The following is an 18553-nucleotide window of genomic DNA, read 5'->3' on the forward strand; positions in this document are numbered from 1 at the left end:
TCATCCCCCCAGATTGAGAGTGCCCAGATTGAGAGTGAGTTTGGTGACGGCGAACGCCTCGGCGTAGCGCGCGTGGCATTCGATGCCGCGGATCCGCGCCAGCCCGAGGAAGGCCTCCCGGTCGTACCAGGGCCGGTGCCGTTGCGAGGGGTAGTGCTCCTGCAACAGCCGCACCTTCTGTTCGGCGGTCTCCGGCGACAGCGGCTGGTACGCCACCGGGCGGCCGAGGTCGCCGTCCCACTTGACGATCTCGTAGCCGAGCACGAGGTGGTCGCGGAACCCGGTGGTCACCAGCTTCGCCAGGCCGCGGTGATCCTGGTGCGCGTCGTCGGTACGCGGTGCGAGGACCAGGTCCGGCTCGGTCCGCGCGCGCAGCTCCTCGACCGCGGCCTTGGCCTCGTCCCAGTGCGCGGGCAGCCGGCCGTCCGGCAGTTCGAGCACGGTCAGGCGCAGTTCGGCACCCGGGCAGAAGGCGGCGAGCGCGACCCGCTCCTCCTGCTCCCGCTCGCTGCCACCGCCGGAGAGCACCAGCGCGTCGACACGGACGCCCGGCCGCGCGAGGCACATCGTCAGCAGCGTGCCGCCGGCGCCGATGGCGATGTCGTCGCAGTGCGCCCCTACCGCGACGATCCGGTCCAGGTGCCCGGCCCCGAGCCGGATCACGCGGTCCCCGCCCCGGTGCCGTCCCCGCCGCCGTCCCCGCTGCCGGTCGCGCCCGCCCCCGCGCCGTCCCGTTCCCACACGGCCCACGGGCGGTCGCCCCGGGCGTAGGCGGCGTCGAGCGCGGCCCGCTCCTTCACGGTGTCGGTCGGCTTCCAGAAGCCGCGGTGCTGGTGTGCCACCAGCCGGCCGCGCTTGGCCAGTCCGGTACATCCGTCGGCGACCAGGTCCCCGTTCTCCGGGATGTGGTCGAAGACCTCCTGGCGGAGCACGAAGTAGCCGCCGTTCTCCCACAGCGGCAGTTCGCTCACCGCGGTGATGCCCCCCACCAGGCCGTCCTCGCCCAGGTCCACGCAGTGGAACGAGGACTGCGGCGGCACCACCATCATCGACGCACCGGCGTCGCGCCGGGCGAACCGGTCGATCATCTCCGGCAGCGGGGCGTCGGTGAGCACGTCGGCGTAGTTGGCGAGGAACATCTCGTCGCCGTCCAGGTGGTGCCGCACCCGGCGCAGCCGCTCTCCGATCGGCGACTCGATGCCGGTCTGCGCGAACGTGATGGTCCAGGAGGCGATGTCGGTGGACAGCAGCTCGGTCTGCCCGTTGCGCAGCACGAAGTCGTTGGACGTCGTCTCCTCGTAGTTGAGGAAGAAGTTCTTGATGTGGTGGGCCCCGTACCCGAGACACAGGATGAACTCCGTGTGCCCGAAGTACGCGTAGTAGCGCATGACGTGCCAGATCAGCGGCCGCGGGCCGACCATCGCCATCGGCTTGGGCACGTCGTCGGAGGCTCCGCTGCGCATCCGCAGCCCATAACCGCCGCAGAACAGTACGACCTTCATGGCTTCACCTCGACAATGCTCAGTTCCGGGATGGGAAAGACCAGCCGGCCGCCCCAGGCGTGCACGAAGGACAACTGCTCGACCAGCTCGGCCCGCAGGTTCCACGGGAGGACGAGGACGTAGTCCGGCCGGTCGGTGCTGATCTGCTCCGGCGGCAGGATCGGGATGCGGGTGCCCGGGGTGAACCTGCCGTGCTTGTAGGGGTTGCGGTCGACCGTGTACGGGAGCAGGTCGGGCCGGATGCCGCAGTGGTTGAGCAGGGTGTTGCCCTTGCCCGGGGCGCCGTAGCCGACGACCGTCTCGCCGCGCTCGGCCGCCTCGATGAGGAACCGCAGGAGGTCCCGGCGCACCTTGGCCACCCGGGCGGAGAACTCGGTGTACCCGGACAGCTCCTGCAGCCCGGCGGCCTTCTCCCGGTCCAGCACGTCGGCCACCCGCCGGGTCGGCTCGCCGGCCGCCTCGGCCGGCCGGGCCCACAGCCGGATGGAGCCGCCGTGCGTGGGCAGCAGCTCGACGTCCACGAGCGCGAGTCCGCCGCTCGCCAGCGCCCGGGTCGCGGACGCGACCGTGTAGTACTGGAAGTGCTCGTGGTAGATCGTGTCGTACTGGTTCTCCTCGATCAGGGTCAGCAGGTGCTGCACCTCGATGGAGACCCAGCCGTCGTCGGCGACCAGGGCGCGCAGCCCCCGGGTGAACCCGACCACGTCGGGGATGTGCGCGTACACGTTGTTGGCCACGACCAGGTCCGCCGGGCCGTGCTCGGCGCGGACGGCCGAGCCGGTGGCCGGGTCCAGGAACTCCGTGAGCGTGGGCACGCCCGCGTCCCGCGCCGCGGCGCCGACGTTCACCGACGGCTCGATGCCGAGGCAGCGGATCCCCCGGTCCACCACGTGCCTGAGCAGGTACCCGTCGTTGCTCGCGACCTCGACCACGAAGGCGTCGGGGCCGAGGTCCAGCCGCTGTACGGCATCGGCGACGAACGTGCGTGCGTGCTCCACCCAGGAGGTCGAGTAGGAGGAGAAGTACGCGTACTGCGTGAACGTCTCCTCCGGTGTGATCAGCGGAGGGATCTGCGCGAGCCAGCAGTCGGTGCAGACCCGCAGGTGCAGCGGGTACGCCGGCTCCGGCCGGTCCAGTCGGTCCGCGGCGAGAAAGCTCTCGCACGGCGGGGTCGCCCCGAGATCGACGACGCTCGCCATCGCCGCCGAGCCGCAGAGTCGGCATCGTGTCATCTACTGCCCCCATTCCTGCTCGCGCGGGTGCCCCGCCGCGAGCCAGCGTTTCCGTTTCCTGCCGGCGGCGCGCCGTCCGCGCCGCCGGACCGACCCGCGATCGCGGTGCGGTACTCCTCCACCAGGCGCTCCAGCCCGACGGCCGGGCTGAAGTTCTGCTCGTATCGGCGCCGGGCCGCCTGGCCCATCTCCCGGTTGCGGGCCGGCCCGGCCGTGATCCGGCGCAGGCAGGACGCGAGCGAGGCGGGCTCGCCCGGCTGGTGCAGCAGCCCGGTCACCCCGTCCTCGACGAGTTCGACGAAGGCACCGTGACCGGCGGCGACGGCCGGGACCCCCGCCGCCATCGCCTCCGCGATCACCAGGCCGAACGTCTCCAGGGACATCGAGGGAGCCACCACGGCGACCGACCGCGCGACGGCCTGCTCGCACTGGGCCCGGTCGTACAGGCCGACGTACCGCACGTCGTCCCGGCCCGCCGCCCAGGCGGTCACCTCTTGCCGCAGTGGCCCCGAGCCGGCGAGCACGAGCGGCACGCCCACACCGCCGCCTGCGGCGATCTCGTCCCACGCGGCCATGAGCAGCCGCACGCCCTTGGCCTCCGCGAGCCGGCCGAGGAAGAGCAGCTGCTCGCCGTCGCCCGCCCGGCGGGCGCCCGGGTCGGGTACGAAGTTGTGCTTCACCGCCAGCCGCTCGGACGGCACGCCGGACCGCACCAGGACGTCACGCTGCGCCGCGGAGATGCAGAAGAACCGCTCCACGCCGGACCACCACCGCCGCCGGTTGACCGACAGGCTGACCGCGAGCGGCACCGTCGCCAGCCGGGAGTTCCGGTAGCAGCCGTGCCGGACGGCGGGCAGCGTCGCCGCCGACCCGACGCACTCGGTGCACAGCCGGCCGTCCCGCCACAGCGTGCCCGGCGGGCAGACCTGGGTGTAGTTGTGCAGCGTGGCGACGGCGGGCACACCGGCGTCGGCGCAGGCGGCCAGCACCGCGGGCGACAGGAGCGGGAAGACGTTGTGGACGTGCACCACGTCCGGCCGCTCGGTGCGCAGCCGGGCGGCGAGCTCCGCGCGGACCGCCGGGTTCCACGGCACCAGCAGCGGCACCGCGGCCTTGCCCAGCAGGGACCGGGCGGCGATGTCGTCGCTGCGCCGCTCGAACACCTCGACCCGGTGGCCGGCCTCGCGCAGCAGCCCCACCTCCTGGTCGACGACCTCGTTCTCCCCGCTCGGCTGCGCCGAGGAGTAGCGGTTGTGCACCACGAGGATGTGCATGGTCAGGTCACCTCCCGATTCCGGTCCCGGCGCGGGATGCGTCGTCGCGGGACTGCGGGCGTTGTCAAAGGTGTTGTCAAGGACGTGGTCAGGGATGTCGTCAAGGGCGCGGCCTCGGCGGGTGTCGCGAGCAGGGCGGCGGCCAGGGCCAGGTGCAGCAGGTACGGAGAGGCGTCGCCGAGCCCGGCCTCGGTGTACGACGACATCGCGACGTAGGTGATCAGGAAGATCGCGCAGGCCCTCGACAGCGACGGCGGGCGCAGCAACGCGACCCCGCCCAGCGCGAGGAGGATCGCCGCCACGACGGCGATGCCGAGCAGACCCTGTTCGTTGTAGACGGCCAGCCAGCTGTTGTCGATCGGCAGCCCGCCGAAGGACTTGTCGCCCAGACCTGTGCCGAACACCTTCTCCGGGATCGTCCGGGGCTCCGTCAGCAGGGCGTCCCAGACCTTGGCCCGACCGGTGAGGTTGGAGAAGTTCTCCTTGCTCTGTCCGCGCATGAACCACGTCTGCAGCGCGGAGGCGAACGCCACCGCGGCCACCGTGGCGCACAGCACCGCCCAGGAGAAGAACCGGCGGGCGGCGGCGCTGGTCAGGATGAGCGAGCCGATCGCCACCGCCAACCCGACGAGCAGGCCGATCGTGGCCGTCCTGGTGTGGGTCATCGCGAGCAGGACGAAGGACGGCACGATGATCACCGCCGCGCCGGCCCCGGTGGTCCGGCCGTCCAGCAGGAGCAGCACGGTGAGCCCGATGATCACCGCGGAGTACTGTCCGATCTGCGGCGGGGTGAGCGGCCACAACGCGCCGACCAGGCGCCCGCCGTAGTACTCGGGCATGGCCGTGCCCGGTGAGATGACCAGACCGGCGGCCACCGACACGAGCACCGCGAAATACATCCGGATGTGGGTCCGGACGAACAGCAGGCTGTCGGCCCACCAGCGGCTGATCAGCCACAGCGTGCTGATGAAGATCGTCAGCCGGCCGCAGCGGAACAGCGCACCGAACCCGACCTCCAGATGCAGGCTGGAGATCACGCTCGGCACCAGCAGCATGGTGAGCAGGAACAGAAAGGCGCCGGCCCGGACGCGCAGCCGGAGGTTGAGCGCGAGCGCCAGCGCGAACGCGGAGACCAGCGAGCCCATGGTGGCCATCTGGATGAGGGAGCGGGGCAGCGTGACGATGGTCTTCGCCCCGGCGGAGCCGAGCGTGTTGAGGCCCAGCAGCGCCCAGACGATCCAGACGGCCTTCGGCGTGCCGTCAGGGCCGTGTTCGGCACCGGGCCGCGCGGTCGCCTGATTCGGTCCGCCCGTCGGCCCGCCGCGCGTCCGGTCCCCGCGCACCTCAACCACCGGCCTGTGCGGCGAAGGTGCTGCCCGCGTCCTGCTGGTACGGCATGCCCTGCCACTGCGCGGAGTCGAGCGGCCGGCCCGGGTCGTCGGCGATGAAGCTCCACGGCCCGCGGTAGACGTTGTCGTGCCAGCGGTTGTCCTGCTTGAGGGTGATCGCCTCGGCCACCCGCTTGCCCTTGTACGGCGACCAGTCCGGATAGGTGCCGTAGTTGGAGAGCACCGCCATGCGGCCGCACTCCACCGAGCACTTGACGACGGACGTGTCGAGGGCGAAGCGGTTGTCGTGGATGTCCACCCGCTGGGTCTTCCACCGGCAGTCGGCGTAGAGCGGTGCGGTGTCGATCGCCGGCTTCACGCAGCGTCGGGTGTCCTTCACCAGCAACGTGCAGTAGCCGGTCGAGGTGTTGGCCGGGCTGTTGCAGAACCGGTCGGCGTTCTCCCAGAGGGTGATCCCTGACCAGTTGTCCTCCAGCACGTTGTGGTCGATCTCGATCCTGTCCGTGCGGGCCGGGACCCGTGGTTCGCCGCCGGCCTCCGACACGTAGACGGTCGCGTGCGGGAAGTCGTCGCCGTCCGCGGCGTGCCGGCGGCCCTCGACCCAGTTGTTCCGCCGGATCGTGTTGTTCCGGATGACGGCGTTGTAGCTGGTCTCGTAGATCAGCGCGGCACCGTCGTTGGCCTCCAGCACGTTGTCCTCGAAGCGGAAGTCGTTGTTGTCGTTGTCCGCCCACAACCCGGTTCCGCGGTTGTCGTGCACCCAGTTGCCGCGGATGTCGGCGCCGTTGACGGCCCAGAACTTGATGCCTCCGGTGCAGCCGCAACCCGGCTGCTGCTTCTCCCAGTCGTCGGTGTTGTTGCCCACGACCTCGTTGCCCTCGACCAGCAGGCCCTTGATGGAGTCGCCGGTCTTGTACGCGTTCATTCCGTACTGCCCGTTGTCGCGCAGGCAGCTGGCGCGGACCTGCTGGCGGGCACCGGCCATCAGCCCGGCGCCGGAGTTGTACTGGATCGTCGCGTGCTCGATCACCCAGCCGTCGGCCATGTCGTGGTTGACCACGCCCTCGTCGTGCGGTGCGACGAAGCCCTGCACGGTCAGATAGCGGATGGTGACGTCGGGGGCGGTACCGCTGAACGCGTAGTTGTTGGTCTTCCGGCCGTCGAGCACCGCGCCCGGCGCGCCGAGGTAGGTGTCCCCCTCCTTTGCCATGACCTGGGCGTAGCGGTCCGGTTCGAGCGTGTGCCTGCCCGGGAGCAGCCAGAACGTGGTGTTCGGGGGGCTGCTCCCGGTCTTCGCCGCCAGGTCACCGACCACCGCGGGGTCGACCGTCACCGCGCCCGCCGGCGCGCTCGTCGGCCCGGCCGCGGGGTTGGCGCACACCCGGGCCACGGCCACGGACCCGGCCACGGACCCGGATGACGTGGCGGTCGGCTCCGCCGGGGCGTCCGGCGAGCTCGTACAGCCGGTCGCCGCCAGCAGGGCCAGCGTCAGCGGCGCCGCCGCCGACGCCCCCCACCGCCGCCTCTTGATCCCCACCCGCCCCCCCCTAGCCGCGGAACCCGAGTACGGTGGTGAACCCCTGCGCGCCGTCGGCGAAGCCGGTGCCGACCAGCGTGGTGGCGGGTTCCTTGCGTCCGAAGCCGGCGGAGTACCAGCCCAGCGGCGGCTCGCTCTCGCCGCGATGCGCCTGCCAGGACAGCTGCCCCGGCAGGTCGAGTACCGCGGAGCGCTCCTCGCCGTCGCGGGTCCAGGTCAGCACGGCCCGCCGGCCCGTCAGCTCCGCGGCGATCGCCGGGCCGAGGTGGAAGGCCAGGCGTACGGTGCCGCCCGGGCCGTGCACCTCGTCGACGATTCGCAGCTCCCGGCTCGCGGCGGTCAGTTCGACCCGGCGGCGGTGCACCGAGGGCTGGTAGCCGTCGTGCTCGGCGCACCAGCGGACCACGGTCGGGTCGGAGGTGTCCGCGACCAGGACGCGGCTGCGGGCGTGCCTGATCCACAGGAACGGGCCGCCGGAGACGGACTGGTCGGCGCCGTCCAGCTCCAGGGTGTTGTGGCCCAGGGTCGAGCGGAAGTACCGCCGCCACTCGGGCTGCCCGTGGTAGCAGAACGTCCCCGGGTCGGCGAGCACGTCGACCCCGTCGTGCCGGACCTCCACGGACAGCGCGTCCGCGTGGCCGTGCGCGGCGATGGACAGGAACCCGTGCGGACCGCCGTCGCAGCGGCACCAGATCTCCTCCCCGGCGCGCAGGATGCTCATCCCCGCGTCGGGGAAGTGGACCGGCCGGCTCGCCGGGCGGGTCACGGTTCCGTTCGTTCCGTACGGCCGCAGGAGCGCGGCCAGCAGCGGGGTGCGCACATCGGTGCCGGTCGCCGCCGGCCACCAGGGGAGCCGGCCGAACACGGCGTTGCCGGTGGCCAGCAGCGAGGCCCAGCGGTCGGTGCCCGCGCCGTCCACCACCAGACCGTGCCCGTCGTCCGCGTCCCCCTGGCGCGGCGGCCGCAGCCGGTTGTCCACGACGGCCGCGAGCGCGTCGGTCATCCGCAGCAGCACCAGCCGGACGGTCGCGGGGACGGGCACGTCGGCGGCGTCCGCCTCGGCGAGCGCGGCCAGGCCGAGCTCCAGGACGAGTCCGTGGTACTCGGTGGCCAGCTCGCGGTTGAGGCCGGAAGGGAAGGTGTTGCCGCGCAGGTGCCGCTCCAGCGACCGCAGCGCGCCGGCTCGCCAGCGCGCCGAGGAGGGGAACCACCCGAACGCGCAGGCCGCGGCGAACTGCCCGGCGGCCTCGGCGATGACGTGGTTGTTCGCCGAGGACCCCCGGCTGGGGAAGGCGGCCAGCCAGCGCTGGTGGTGCCAGATCTGGTTCAGCGCCACCGGGTTGCCCTCGAACAGCCCGGCCGCGCCCGGCCAGCCGTCGAGCAGCCGGCGGATCCACACCCAGGACAGCAGCCGGATGCCCAGCTCGATGCCGCTGATCCAGTGCACGCCGCGCAGCGGCGGGTTGGCCGCCCACCACGACCGCAGATGCTCGGCCACGCGCTCGGCGTACCGCTCGTTCCCGGTGATCGCGTAGGCGGCGGCGAGCACGGTCAGGTACTGGTGCCGGGACGGCTCCCAGATCTGCTTGATGTCCCCGACCGCGTCCTCGTTCCGGTACGGCACGTCGAAGGCGTAGCCGGACGGCGCCCGGCGCCCGGTCTTCGGGTCCGACCACCAGTCCGGGGCGGCCAGGTCGTCGCGGTCCACCCCGAAGAACTCGGCGTGCCCGTCCATCAGCCGGTCCGCCTCGGCGACGAGGCGTTTCGCGGCGTCCGGTGGCACTGCGGCGATCGTCCCGGCGGGCAGGACGGCGGTGAACCGGGCGCCGGCCACGCTCGGGCCCTGCGGCGGCGCCGACCGCCACCGCCGCCTGCGCACCGCGTCGCCCACCCGGCCGCCGACCTCCCGCGGTCCCATCCGGGACAGCCGCCGCAGGTACCACCCCGGGCTCATGGTCACAGCGACCTCGCCAGCGCCACCGGCGCGCCGCCGGCCAGGCCGGCCTGCACGGCGAGGGTGGCCGCCGTGGTGGCGACCAGCGACTCCAGCGGCACCGGCATCGGCCCGCCGGTCCGCACGGCCTTGATGAACGCGGCCAGTTCGGCGGACTGGCCCTTGTCCCGGGCCTTGGGCAGCCGCGAGCTGACCCACCGCTTGCGGCCGACCGTGTTCTCGAAATACACCGAGGCGCGGACGAAGTCGTCGAGCTTCAGCACCTTGCCGTCCGCGACGAGGTCCAGCGTCTCCTTGGGGAAGCCGGGCGCGCCGGTGGTGACGTAGCTGAGGGTGGCGGTGGAGCCGTCCGGGTAGCGCAGCACGACCTGCAGGTCCTCGTTGCCGGACGTGGCGACCGCGTACACCGAGACCGGGTCGGCCTCCAGCAGCCAGCTCGCCGTGTCGATGAAGTGGCCGCCCTCGCCGGCGAACCGCGAGCCCTCGGTGCCCTGTTGGAGGTACCAGCTGCCGTGCTGCAGCCGGCCCGCGTTGACCAGGTAGCGCAGGCTCGCCGGACCGGTCCGGGTGCCGAACCGGGTCCTGGCCTCCCGCAGCAGCGGCGCGAACCGGCGGTTGAAGCCCACCTGCAACCGGTCGTTGCCGGACTCCTCCACCGCCGCGAGCACACCGGCCAGCTCGTCCTCGGTGAGGGCCAGCGGCTTCTCCACGAACACCGTCTTGCCGGCCAGCAGCGCCTGCCGGGTCAGTTCGGCGTGCGAGCTGTGCCGGGTGACCACGAACACCGCGTCGATGGACGAGTCCCCGAGCACGGCGTCGAGATCGGTGGTCGCCTGGGCGAAGCCGAACTTGCGCTGCGCGTTGGCCGCGGACAGCGCCGTCGTGGTGACGACCGTGGACAGCGAGACGCCCTCGCGCTGAGCCAGGTGCGGCAGCAGCATCGACGTCGCGTAGTTGCCCGCACCGATGAACGCGAGGCGCACCGGCGCCCCCGCGGATCGGGCGGGCGCGGACCGGGCCGGGGCGGCCGTCCTGGCGTCGCGTCGCACCGCGGGCACCGCCACCGCCGGGGCCTGCGCCTTCTCGTCCCCCGCGGCTTCGGGGTAGCGGAACAGCACGGCCACGGCCTTCAGGTCGCCGTCCTTCAGGCGCCGGTACGTCTCGACGGCGTCGTCGAAGTCGGCGATGTGGGAGACCAGGGGGTCCACGTCGACGCGGCCGCGGGCCATCAGGCCGAGGAAGCAGGCCAGGTTGCGGCGCTCCGTCCAGCGCACGTAGCCGACCGGGTAGTCCCGCCCCTCCAGTTCGTACGACGGGTCGTAGCGCCCGGGGCCGTACGAGCGGGAGAACCGGACGTCCAACTCCTTCTCGTAGTACGCGTTCCACGGCAGGTCCAGGCGGCACTTGCCGATGTCGACGACCCGGCCGCGGTCCCGGGCCAGGTGGGCGGCCAGCTCGACGGGCTGGTTGCTGCCGCCGCCGGCGGCCAGGTACACCTGGTCCACGCCGTGCCCGTCGGTCAGCTCGGCGACGGCGGTCTCCACGGCCGCGGACCCGGGATCGCCGCAGGCCACGGCACCCAGGCGCTCGGCCAGCTCGCAGCGCACCGGGTCGGGGTCGGCCCCGACGACGCGCACCCCCGCGGCGGTGAGGAGCTGCACCACCAGCTGCCCGATCAGCCCGAGGCCGATGACCAGCGCCACCTCGCCGAGCTGCGGCTCGCCCTGGCGCACGCCCTGCAGGGCGATGGACCCGACGGTGCCGAAGGCGGCGTGCCGCGACGCGAGGCCGTCCGGCACCGGGGCGTAGAGGTTCTTCGGCACCCAGTTCAGCTCGGCGTGCAGCGCGTGCTCATTGCCGGCGCAGGCCACCAGGTCGCCGACCTTCACATCGTCGATCCCGGCGCCGACCTGCTCGACCACCCCGCACAGCGAGTAGCCCAGCGGCGTGTAGGAGTCCAGCTTGCCCATCACCTTGCGGTAGGTGGCGGGCAGCCCGTTGGTGGCCACGCTCTGCATGACCTTGGCCACCTGGTCCGGCCGGGAGCGGGCCTTGCCCAGCATCGACATGCCGGCCTCGGAGACCTTCATGAGCTCGGTCCCGGTGGATATCAGCGAGTAGGCGGTGCGGACCAGCACGCCGCCCGGCTTGCACCCCGGCACCGGCACGTCGAGCACCGCCAGCTCGCCGCTCTTGTAGTTCTGCACGACCTGTTTCACCGAAGTCCCCTTGTTTCTAAGCCGTCTTCTACGCTGCCGGGCGAGTGCTCCGGCCGGACCCGGAGGTCGCGTCGCGGTACCAGTACTCGAGGGTCAGCACATGCCACAGATGCTTGGAGAAGTCCCGCTGCCCGGCGGCGTCCTCGGCGACCATGCGCGCGAGCGCGTCGCGGCGCAGGAGACCGGAGTTGACGAGCACGCCGTCGTGCACCACCTCGCGCACCAGCGGTGCCAGGTCCCGGCTCATCCAGGCCCGCAGCGGGGCGCTGAACAGGCCCTTGGGCCGGTACACGATCTCCCGGGGCAGGATCGAGGTGGCCGCCTCCTTGAGGACGGCCTTGCCCTGGCGTCCGACGATCTTGCGGTCGCCGGGCACGGTGAACGCCGCCCTGACCACCTCGACGTCCACGTACGGCACCCGCACCTCGGTCGACGCGGCCATGCTGGAGCGGTCCGTGTACGCGAGGTTCAGGCCCGGCAGGAACATCCGCGCGTCGCCCAGGCACATCCGGTTGACGAAGTCGTCGAGGTCGTTGTCCTGGTAGACGTCCGCGTGCTCGGTCAGCACGTCCTGGACCGTCCCGGCCAGGTCCGGATTCACCAGGGCGAGCAGTTCCTCCTGGTCGTACATGGTGTAGCTGCGCCGGAACGCGGTCTCCTCCGGCAGATCGGCGAAGGAGAGGAACCGCTTCGCGAACCGCACCGACCGGTACCCCCGGCGGGCCGTGGCGACCGGCAGCCGGTCCACGGCCGCGGACAGGCCGCGCCGCAGGGGTCGCGGGACGCGCTGGTAACGCAGCGCGATCAGGTTGGCCAGGTGCTTGCGGTAGCCGGCGAACAGTTCGTCGGCCCCCATCCCCGAGAGCATCACCTTGACCCCGGCCTCCCGGGCGGCCGAGCAGATCAGGAACGTGTTGATCGCGGCCGGGTCGCCGATCGGCTCGTCCAGGTGGTACGTCATCCGCGGCAGCAGGTCGAGCACGTCCGGGGCGATCTCGATCTCGTGCAGGTCGACGCCGAACCGCTCGGCCACCTGCCGGGCGTAGCGCAGGTCGTCCGGCATCGCCTCGAACCTGGCGTCCTCGGCGCGGAACCCGATCGTGTAGGCGGAGATCCCGGGGTGGTCGCGGGCCGCCAGCGCGGTCAGGTAGCTGGAGTCCAGCCCGCCGGAGAGGAAGGTCGCCACGGGAACGTCGGAGAGCAGGTGACGCCTCGTCGACTCCTCGACGATGGCGGCGAGGTCCGGCAGTTCGCCGGCCCGGGCCCGCTCCCGGCCCTCGGCGGCGACGTCGCGCAGGTGCCAGAACCGGCCGCGCTCCACCCGGCCGTCGGGCCGGCACCGCAGCCAGCTGCCCGGCGGCAGCTTCTCCGCCTCGCGGAACGCGCACCGCGTGTCCGGCACCCAGTAGTACAGCAGCGAGGCCACCAGCGCCGCGTGGTCCACCTCCAGCGAGCCCCCGGTGGCGGCGGCCAGCGCCTTGAGCTCGGAGGCGAACACCAGGCCCTCACCGCGCCGCACCAGGAACAGCGGCTTGATGCCGAGCTGGTCGCGGGCGAGCACCAGCTCACCGGTTCGCTCGTCGAAGATCCCGAACGCGAACATGCCGCGCAGCCGGGGCAGGCAGTCCGTGCCCCAGCGCCGCCAGGCCTCCAGCAGCACCTCGGTGTCGGAGGTGCCACGGAAGCGCACTCCAGCGGCCGCCAGTTCGGCGCGCAGCTCGGGCGCGTTGTACAGCTCGCCGTTGTACGTCAGGACGAGGCCGTCCGAGACCATCGGCTGGGCGCCGGTCTCCGACAGGTCGACGATGGCCAGCCGGCGGTGCCCCAGGTGCACTTCGCCGTCACCGACGGGGTGGCTGTACCGGCCCGCCCCGTCCGGACCGCGGTGGGCGAGGGTCTCGGTGAGCAGGTCGGTCACGGCCTTCCCGTCCGGCCATCGGTACGTGCCTGCGATGCCACACATGTCCTACCTCGCCTCCTGGTCGCTGTCGGGGACCCGTGCGGTCCACACCGGTAGTCGTTCCGTCCGCCGCCGGCCCGTGCCGATCTGCCGGGCCGGCCGCTCGTTGCGGCCGCTCGGCGCGACGTCGGTCCTGTCCCACAGCGTGCCGTCGGTCCGGTCACGCGGATCGGGGTCGATCAGCACCACCCCGATCACCGCGATGTGCTGGTCCGCGAGTTGGCGCGCCACGGTGTGCAGCCAGGCGGCGCTGCCGTGCCCGGCCCGCACGACGAGCACCGTCCGGGTGCCGAGGTGGCGAAGGTCGGTCCACGCCGTGCCGGGTGCCACCGAGCCGACGCCGAGCCGGTGTTGCTCACCCGGTACGGACTCGGCGCCCCCGCCGTCGACCACGGTCGGGCCTCCGGCCTTGCGGCGGCGGCCGGCGAGCTGCGAGCCGGGCAGACCGTCCACGACGGCCACCGGCCCCTCGGCTTCCAGTGCCCCGGCGAGGTCCAGGGCGATGGCGCTCGCGTTGCGCGCACAGCCCAGTTCCAGCAGCGACACCGCCTCCTCGGAGCCGCGTACGGTGCGGGCCAGGGTCGTGGTGAGCCTGGTCCGGGCCGCCCGGGTCCGTTTGCGCTGCCACCGTCCGGCCGGCCGGTGGGGCAGCTCGGCGATGACCGAGGCGCCGAGGTCCGCCGCGATCTCCCGGCGCAGCACCGGGCGGTCCGCCACCACCGCGCCGACCGAGGCCACCGCGAGCCCGAGGACGAGGCCGAGGACGAGGCCGATGGCGGCGTCGGTCGCGGCGGTCTTCGGCAGGGACTGCTTCACCGCGTGCGGGGCGTCCACGATCTGGGTGCCGGCGACGAGCCGGGGCGTGCCGGCCCCAGCCGCCGCGGCGCGCTGGCCGAAGTCGGTGATCCGCGAGGTGAGATCGGCCCTGCTGGCGTAGAGCGACTCCAGGTTCGCCGATGTCTTCGGCCCGCTCTGCTGCGATCCGTCCCCGATCGCCTTGTTGACCTGGGCGAGTTCGTCCTTCATCCGGTCGCGCTCGTCGAGCAGGGCCTTGGCCTCGGCGTCCGCGGCCTGCTGTATCCGCTTCACGTGGCTTGCGACGAACGCCTCGGCGAGCGCCTTGGCGCGGGCCACCGCCTCCGTGTCGCTGTGTCCGGTCACGGTGATCTGCAGCAGGTTGTTGGTCAGGCCGAGGCCCCCGTAGTCCTTCAGGAAGTCCTCCGGCTTCTCCGAGGACCCGAGGGACTGGAGGGCCTGGCCGGCGATCCCCACGGTGTGCAGCAGGGCGGCGTCGGTGCGGATCAGCGTTCCGGGGTCGTTCGGCTGGTCCGCCTGATGCGCGACCAGCACCGTTGTCACCGCGCTCGGCGGCGCGGGCTGCAGGACGGCCGCGGCGGCGCCGAGCAGCAGCCCGATCAGGGCCAGGGAACACCAGAGGCGGCGGCGCCTGCGCACCGCGACCACCAGCGACTGGAGGTCCACCAGGGGAGGGGCGGCCGACGACTCCGCGGTCCTGCTCGTCGTCACTCCGAACCTCTCCTCGCATCGTCGCCGACCGCGAGCGCCGGCGTGGCGCCCTGACGGTCGGAGGGTTGCGTCGTACGGGCCCGGACCGGGGCCGCGAGGACGATGCCGACGACCTCGTGCTTCGCGTCCGCACACGCCCCGGCGATGCCGGCGAGCTCCGCCGCGGTCCAGCTGCCCGCGCTGAGCACGACCAGGGCACCGGACTCGTCGTCACGGTCCGGCACCAGCGGCCGGGACACCGAAACCCCCACCACCCGCAGCATGGGGTATCCCCTGCTCGAAGAGCTCGGGGAGGGATCGCCGCCCGCCTCGGCCGCGAGCTGCCCGGCGGCCAGGCGGGCCGGCTCGTCGCCGTCCGGGACGACGACCAGCAGCCGCCGGGGGGACGGCAGCCGGTCCCGCAGGCGGGCGCACACCCGCTGGAAGCGGATCCGCCGGCTGGCCTCGTCACCGGAGGCCTGCGGGGCCGGCAGGTCCCACCGGACGTCGATGCCCAGCAGCCGGCGGATCCGGGCCCGCGGGCCACGGCCTTCCGGCCGGTGCCCGGGCAGGTCGGCGGGTACGTCGACGGTGCCGAGGAACGCCGAGCCCAGCGCTGCGGCGATCTCCGGTTCGGTGCGCAGCCGGCGACCCATCCGGGCGGCGGCGAGATGGCCGATGACCGCCGCCAGGAAGAACAACAGCGCACCGCCGACGATGAGTTGAATCCTCGTCGGCGCCACCGCGCCGGTCGGCCGGGCCGCCGGCCCCATGACGACCATGGCGGCCTTGGTGGAGGCCGGGTCGACCTGGTCCAGCTTCTTGACGGCCTCCTCCAGCGCGGTGCGCAGCTTCGCGAGTTCGGTGCGGGTCTGCACGCTCTCCACGGTCTGCCCCGGATTGGCCGAATCGGCCAGTTCGGTGATGCGCCGGCTGGCCTGAACCACCATCTGCCGAAGCGCCTCGGGCTGCGCCGCTCCGGGGTCGGTGCCGTCGCCCGCTATCCGCGCGCTGAACGCGACGAACTGCTTGGCCATCTGATCGGACAGCTGCTGTGCGCGCTCCGGGGTTTCGGCCGTACCCGAGACCTTGACGATGTTCCCGTCCGAGGCCGTGGCGCTCACCCGGTCCCGCAGCTGGGTGCCGTCGACGCCCTTCCAGCCGAGCGCGGCGGCCGCGCGGTCGATCACCACCGAACTGGTCGCGATCTCCGCCTGGGTCATCAGCTCGCGCTCCTGCCACACCCCAGGCAGCAGCACCGATGCCGACGTCGTGTAACTCGGCGGGAACAGCAGGGAGCTGCCGTAGCCGACGAGCGCACCCACCACGGCGAGGACGGCGAGAAGCCGCCAGCGCCGACGGAGGATCCGACCGATCGTGACCAGGCGTATCGTTTCATCGCTCAACGGCGCGGCCTTCCCCCTGGCCGGTTCTGGTCGCCCGCCGACGCCGGAGCGTGGTCACGACAGGCGGCGGCGTAGGCGGCGAGCAGCGATCGCTGGGAGTTCCGCCAGGAGAGCGGCCCGTTGATCCGCTCCTGGCCGAGCTTGCCCATCAAGGCCCGCTTCTCCGGATCGTCCAGCAGCAGCGCGATGAGCCCGGCGAACCCCGCCTCGTCGTTGGCGGGCGCGTAGACGGCGGCGTCACCGGCGGAGACCCGGGCCTCCCGGAGGTCGAACGAGACGATCGGCCGGCCCATCGCCATGTACTCCAGGACCTTGTTCATGGTCGACACGTCGTTGAGCGGATTGCGCGGGTCGGGAGAAAGGCACACGTCCGCGGTGGACAGGTAGCGCGCCAGATCGGCGTCCGGAACGCGCCCGGTGAACTGCACCTGCTCGGAGAGCCCGAGCCGCCGGGACAGCTCCACCATCGCGTCGAAGGCGTCGCCGGCGCCGACGAACACCGCGTGCCAGTCGGTCCGCCCGAGCTCGTCGCGCAGCTTCGCGAGGGCCCGCAAGGCGTAGTCGACGCCGTCCTGCGGGCCCATGACGCCGAGGTAGCACAGCAGATGAGGCTTGCCGCGCTTCAGCTCCGGCTCGGGCGGTACCGGCTGGAACCGGTCGGTGTCGGGCGCGCTGCGCACCACGAAGACGTCCGCCGGCCGTTGACCGCCACGGCGCAGCGCGACGTCCCGGTAGCTCTCGTTCGTGGCGAGCACGATGTCCGCGGCCCGGTAGGTCAGCCGTTCCAGCGCGCACACGGCGCGGTAGAGCAGATCCTCGCCGCGGTCGAACCGGGAGAGGTACAGCTCGGGTACCAGGTCGTGCTGGTCGAACACGAACCGCGCGCCGCGCCGCTTCAGCCACAGTGCCGGCAGGAACAGCAGGTCGGGCGGGTTGCAGGCGTGGACCACGTCGACCGGGCCGACCTTGCGGGCCAGCCGGACCGTGTGCCACAACGCCGACCCGTACTCACGCAGGTAGCCGGCCGGCCCTCCGGTGGCCGCGCGCAACGGATAGCGGTGGATCCGCACCCCGTCGATGGCCGCTTCCGGTTCCGTGTCCCGCTTGCTCCCCCGGGGACAGATGACGTGCACCTCCCAGCCCGCGTCGCGCAGCGTCGTGCACTCCTGCCACACCCGCCGGTCGAACGGCACCGACAGGTTCTCCACCAGGATCAGCGCGCGACGGGCCGGCCCGTCGCCACTGACCGTGTCACCGAACGATGTGTCACCAGGCAAGGCCCACGTACCCCCGTTCGGTCCGGCGCGCCTCGGCGTCGGGAAGGTGGACGAGGTCGACGATCACCGGGCCGTCGCCATGGGGCAGCGCGGACAGCACGGCCGGATCCCTGGTCCCGACCACGCACACCTCGGCGTGCTCGAGCACCTCGCCGACGGACTCCGCGAGCAGCTGCGCGAGGTGCGGCAGCCGGGTCTCGATGTACTCCCGGTTCGCGCCGAGCAGCCGGGAGAGGTTCACGTTGGGGTCGTAGATCCGCAGGTCGTAACCCTTGCCGAAGAGCCTCTCCGCCAGCTCGACGAGCGGGCTCTCGCGGAGGTCGTCGGTGCCGGGCTTGAAGGACAGACCGAACAGGCCCACCCGACGCCTGCCGGTGCGCTCGACCAACTCCACCGCGCGCTGCAGGTGTTCGGAGTTGGAGGGCAGCACGTGGGAGAGGATGGGCACCGAGACGTCGGCCCGCTGCGCCGCGTGGACCAGGCTGCGCAGGTCCTTGGGCAGGCAGGAGCCGCCGAAGGCGAAGCCGGGCCGCAGGTAGGCGGGGCTGATGTTCAGCTTGCGGTCGGCCAGGAACACGTCCATCACCTGGTGCGAGTCCACCCCGAGCGCCTGGCACACCGCGCCCAGCTCGTTCGCGAAGCCGATCTTGAGGCCGTGGAACGCGTTGTCCGCGTACTTGATCGCCTCGGCCGTCGGGACCGGCACCCGGAACACCTCGCCGGGCAATCCCTCGTACAGCGCCGCGACCACGTCGCCGCTCGCCGGGTCGAGCTCACCGATGACGGTCTTGGGCGGGTCGAAGAAGTCCCGCACGCTCGTGCCCTCGCGCAGGAACTCCGGGTTGACCGCGACCCCGAAGTCCACGCCGGCCGTGCCGCCGGCGTACTTCTCCAGGATCGGTACCAGCAGGTTCAGGCAGGTGCCCGGGAGCATGGTGCTGCGGAACACGACGGTCTGCCGCCCGCCCCGCTCGGCCACCGCGGCACCGATCTGCTCGGTGACCCGCTCCAGGTAAGTGGTGCACAGGCTGCCGTTGGGCTCCGACGGCGTGCCCACGCAGACCAGCGACACCTCGCTGCCCATGATCGCCTCGCGGACGTCGGCGGTGGCGCGTAGCGCTCCGGCCCGCACGACCTCGGCGATGAGCTCGCCGATCCGCTCCTCGACCACCGGGGCCTTGCCGTCGTTGACCAGGTCGACCTTCACCTGGTTCACGTCCACCCCGATGACCTCGTGCCCCAGACTGGCCAGGCACGCGGCCGACACGCAGCCCACGTAGCCGAGCCCCAGGACGCTGACCCTCATGACCCGTTCCTCCCCTCGGGCAGGCCCTTCT

13 protein-coding genes are annotated in these 18553 nt (G+C 72.5%); all 13 read right to left on the minus strand.

Features of this window, described 5'->3' with window-relative positions; all coding sequences use genetic code 11:
* Genes ACIO5D_RS24280 through ACIO5D_RS24340 form a run of 13 tightly spaced genes read right to left on the minus strand, consistent with a single transcriptional unit; the run spans nt 1 to nt 18522 of the window.
* Entirely contained in the window at nt 1-663 is a 663-nt protein-coding gene (locus tag ACIO5D_RS24280; protein WP_400797687.1) for a PIG-L deacetylase family protein, read from the minus strand.
* The gene (locus tag ACIO5D_RS24285; protein WP_400657507.1) at nt 660-1502 is read right to left on the minus strand and encodes a glucose-1-phosphate cytidylyltransferase; all 843 of its coding nucleotides are present in this window, start codon (nt 1500-1502) and stop codon (nt 660-662) included. The genes ACIO5D_RS24280 and ACIO5D_RS24285 overlap by 4 nt, the downstream gene beginning before the upstream one ends.
* The gene (locus tag ACIO5D_RS24290; RefSeq protein ID WP_363607712.1) at nt 1499-2734 is read right to left on the minus strand and encodes a class I SAM-dependent methyltransferase; all 1236 of its coding nucleotides are present in this window, start codon (nt 2732-2734) and stop codon (nt 1499-1501) included. Before ACIO5D_RS24290 ends, ACIO5D_RS24285 begins: the two co-directional genes overlap by 4 nt.
* Nucleotides 2731-4008: a glycosyltransferase gene (locus ACIO5D_RS24295; RefSeq protein WP_363607711.1), complete on the minus strand. Its 1278-nt coding sequence runs from the start codon at nt 4006-4008 to the stop codon at nt 2731-2733. Before ACIO5D_RS24295 ends, ACIO5D_RS24290 begins: the two co-directional genes overlap by 4 nt.
* A 2-nt stretch (nt 4009-4010) precedes the next feature.
* Nucleotides 4011-5351: an O-antigen ligase domain-containing protein gene (locus ACIO5D_RS24300; protein ID WP_400657500.1), complete on the minus strand. Its 1341-nt coding sequence runs from the start codon at nt 5349-5351 to the stop codon at nt 4011-4013.
* Nucleotide 5352: 1 nt separating this feature from the next.
* Nucleotides 5353-6894 carry a right-handed parallel beta-helix repeat-containing protein gene (locus tag ACIO5D_RS24305; protein WP_400797690.1) on the minus strand — a complete coding sequence of 514 codons (1542 nt, stop codon included), beginning with the start codon at nt 6892-6894 and terminating at the stop codon, nt 5353-5355.
* A gap of 10 nt (nt 6895-6904) precedes the next feature.
* Complete coding sequence (locus ACIO5D_RS24310) at nt 6905-8854, minus strand: alginate lyase family protein (protein ID WP_363607708.1); 1950 nt, start codon at nt 8852-8854, stop codon at nt 6905-6907.
* Entirely contained in the window at nt 8851-11067 is a 2217-nt protein-coding gene (locus ACIO5D_RS24315; protein ID WP_400657490.1) for a bi-domain-containing oxidoreductase, read from the minus strand. The genes ACIO5D_RS24310 and ACIO5D_RS24315 overlap by 4 nt, the downstream gene beginning before the upstream one ends.
* 28 nt (nt 11068-11095) lie before the next feature.
* Complete coding sequence (asnB, locus tag ACIO5D_RS24320; RefSeq protein ID WP_400797693.1) at nt 11096-13030, minus strand: asparagine synthase (glutamine-hydrolyzing); 1935 nt, start codon at nt 13028-13030, stop codon at nt 11096-11098.
* Nucleotides 13031-13033: 3 nt separating this feature from the next.
* Nucleotides 13034-14554: a Wzz/FepE/Etk N-terminal domain-containing protein gene (locus ACIO5D_RS24325; protein WP_400797696.1), complete on the minus strand. Its 1521-nt coding sequence runs from the start codon at nt 14552-14554 to the stop codon at nt 13034-13036.
* A complete protein-coding gene (locus tag ACIO5D_RS24330) occupies nt 14551-15939 on the minus strand; it encodes a Wzz/FepE/Etk N-terminal domain-containing protein (protein WP_400797699.1) in 1389 nt (462 codons plus the stop codon). The genes ACIO5D_RS24325 and ACIO5D_RS24330 overlap by 4 nt, the downstream gene beginning before the upstream one ends.
* Nucleotides 15936-17216, minus strand: a complete 1281-nt coding sequence (locus ACIO5D_RS24335; protein WP_400797702.1) for a glycosyltransferase family 4 protein — start codon at nt 17214-17216, stop codon at nt 15936-15938. The genes ACIO5D_RS24330 and ACIO5D_RS24335 overlap by 4 nt, the downstream gene beginning before the upstream one ends.
* Nucleotides 17206-18522, minus strand: coding sequence for a nucleotide sugar dehydrogenase (locus ACIO5D_RS24340; protein WP_400657477.1), 1317 nt, complete (start codon nt 18520-18522; stop codon nt 17206-17208). Before ACIO5D_RS24340 ends, ACIO5D_RS24335 begins: the two co-directional genes overlap by 11 nt.
* Nucleotides 18523-18553: the final 31 nt, after the last annotated feature.

This window comes from Kitasatospora sp. NPDC087315 (assembly GCF_044744345.1).
GTDB lineage: Bacteria > Actinomycetota > Actinomycetes > Streptomycetales > Streptomycetaceae > Kitasatospora.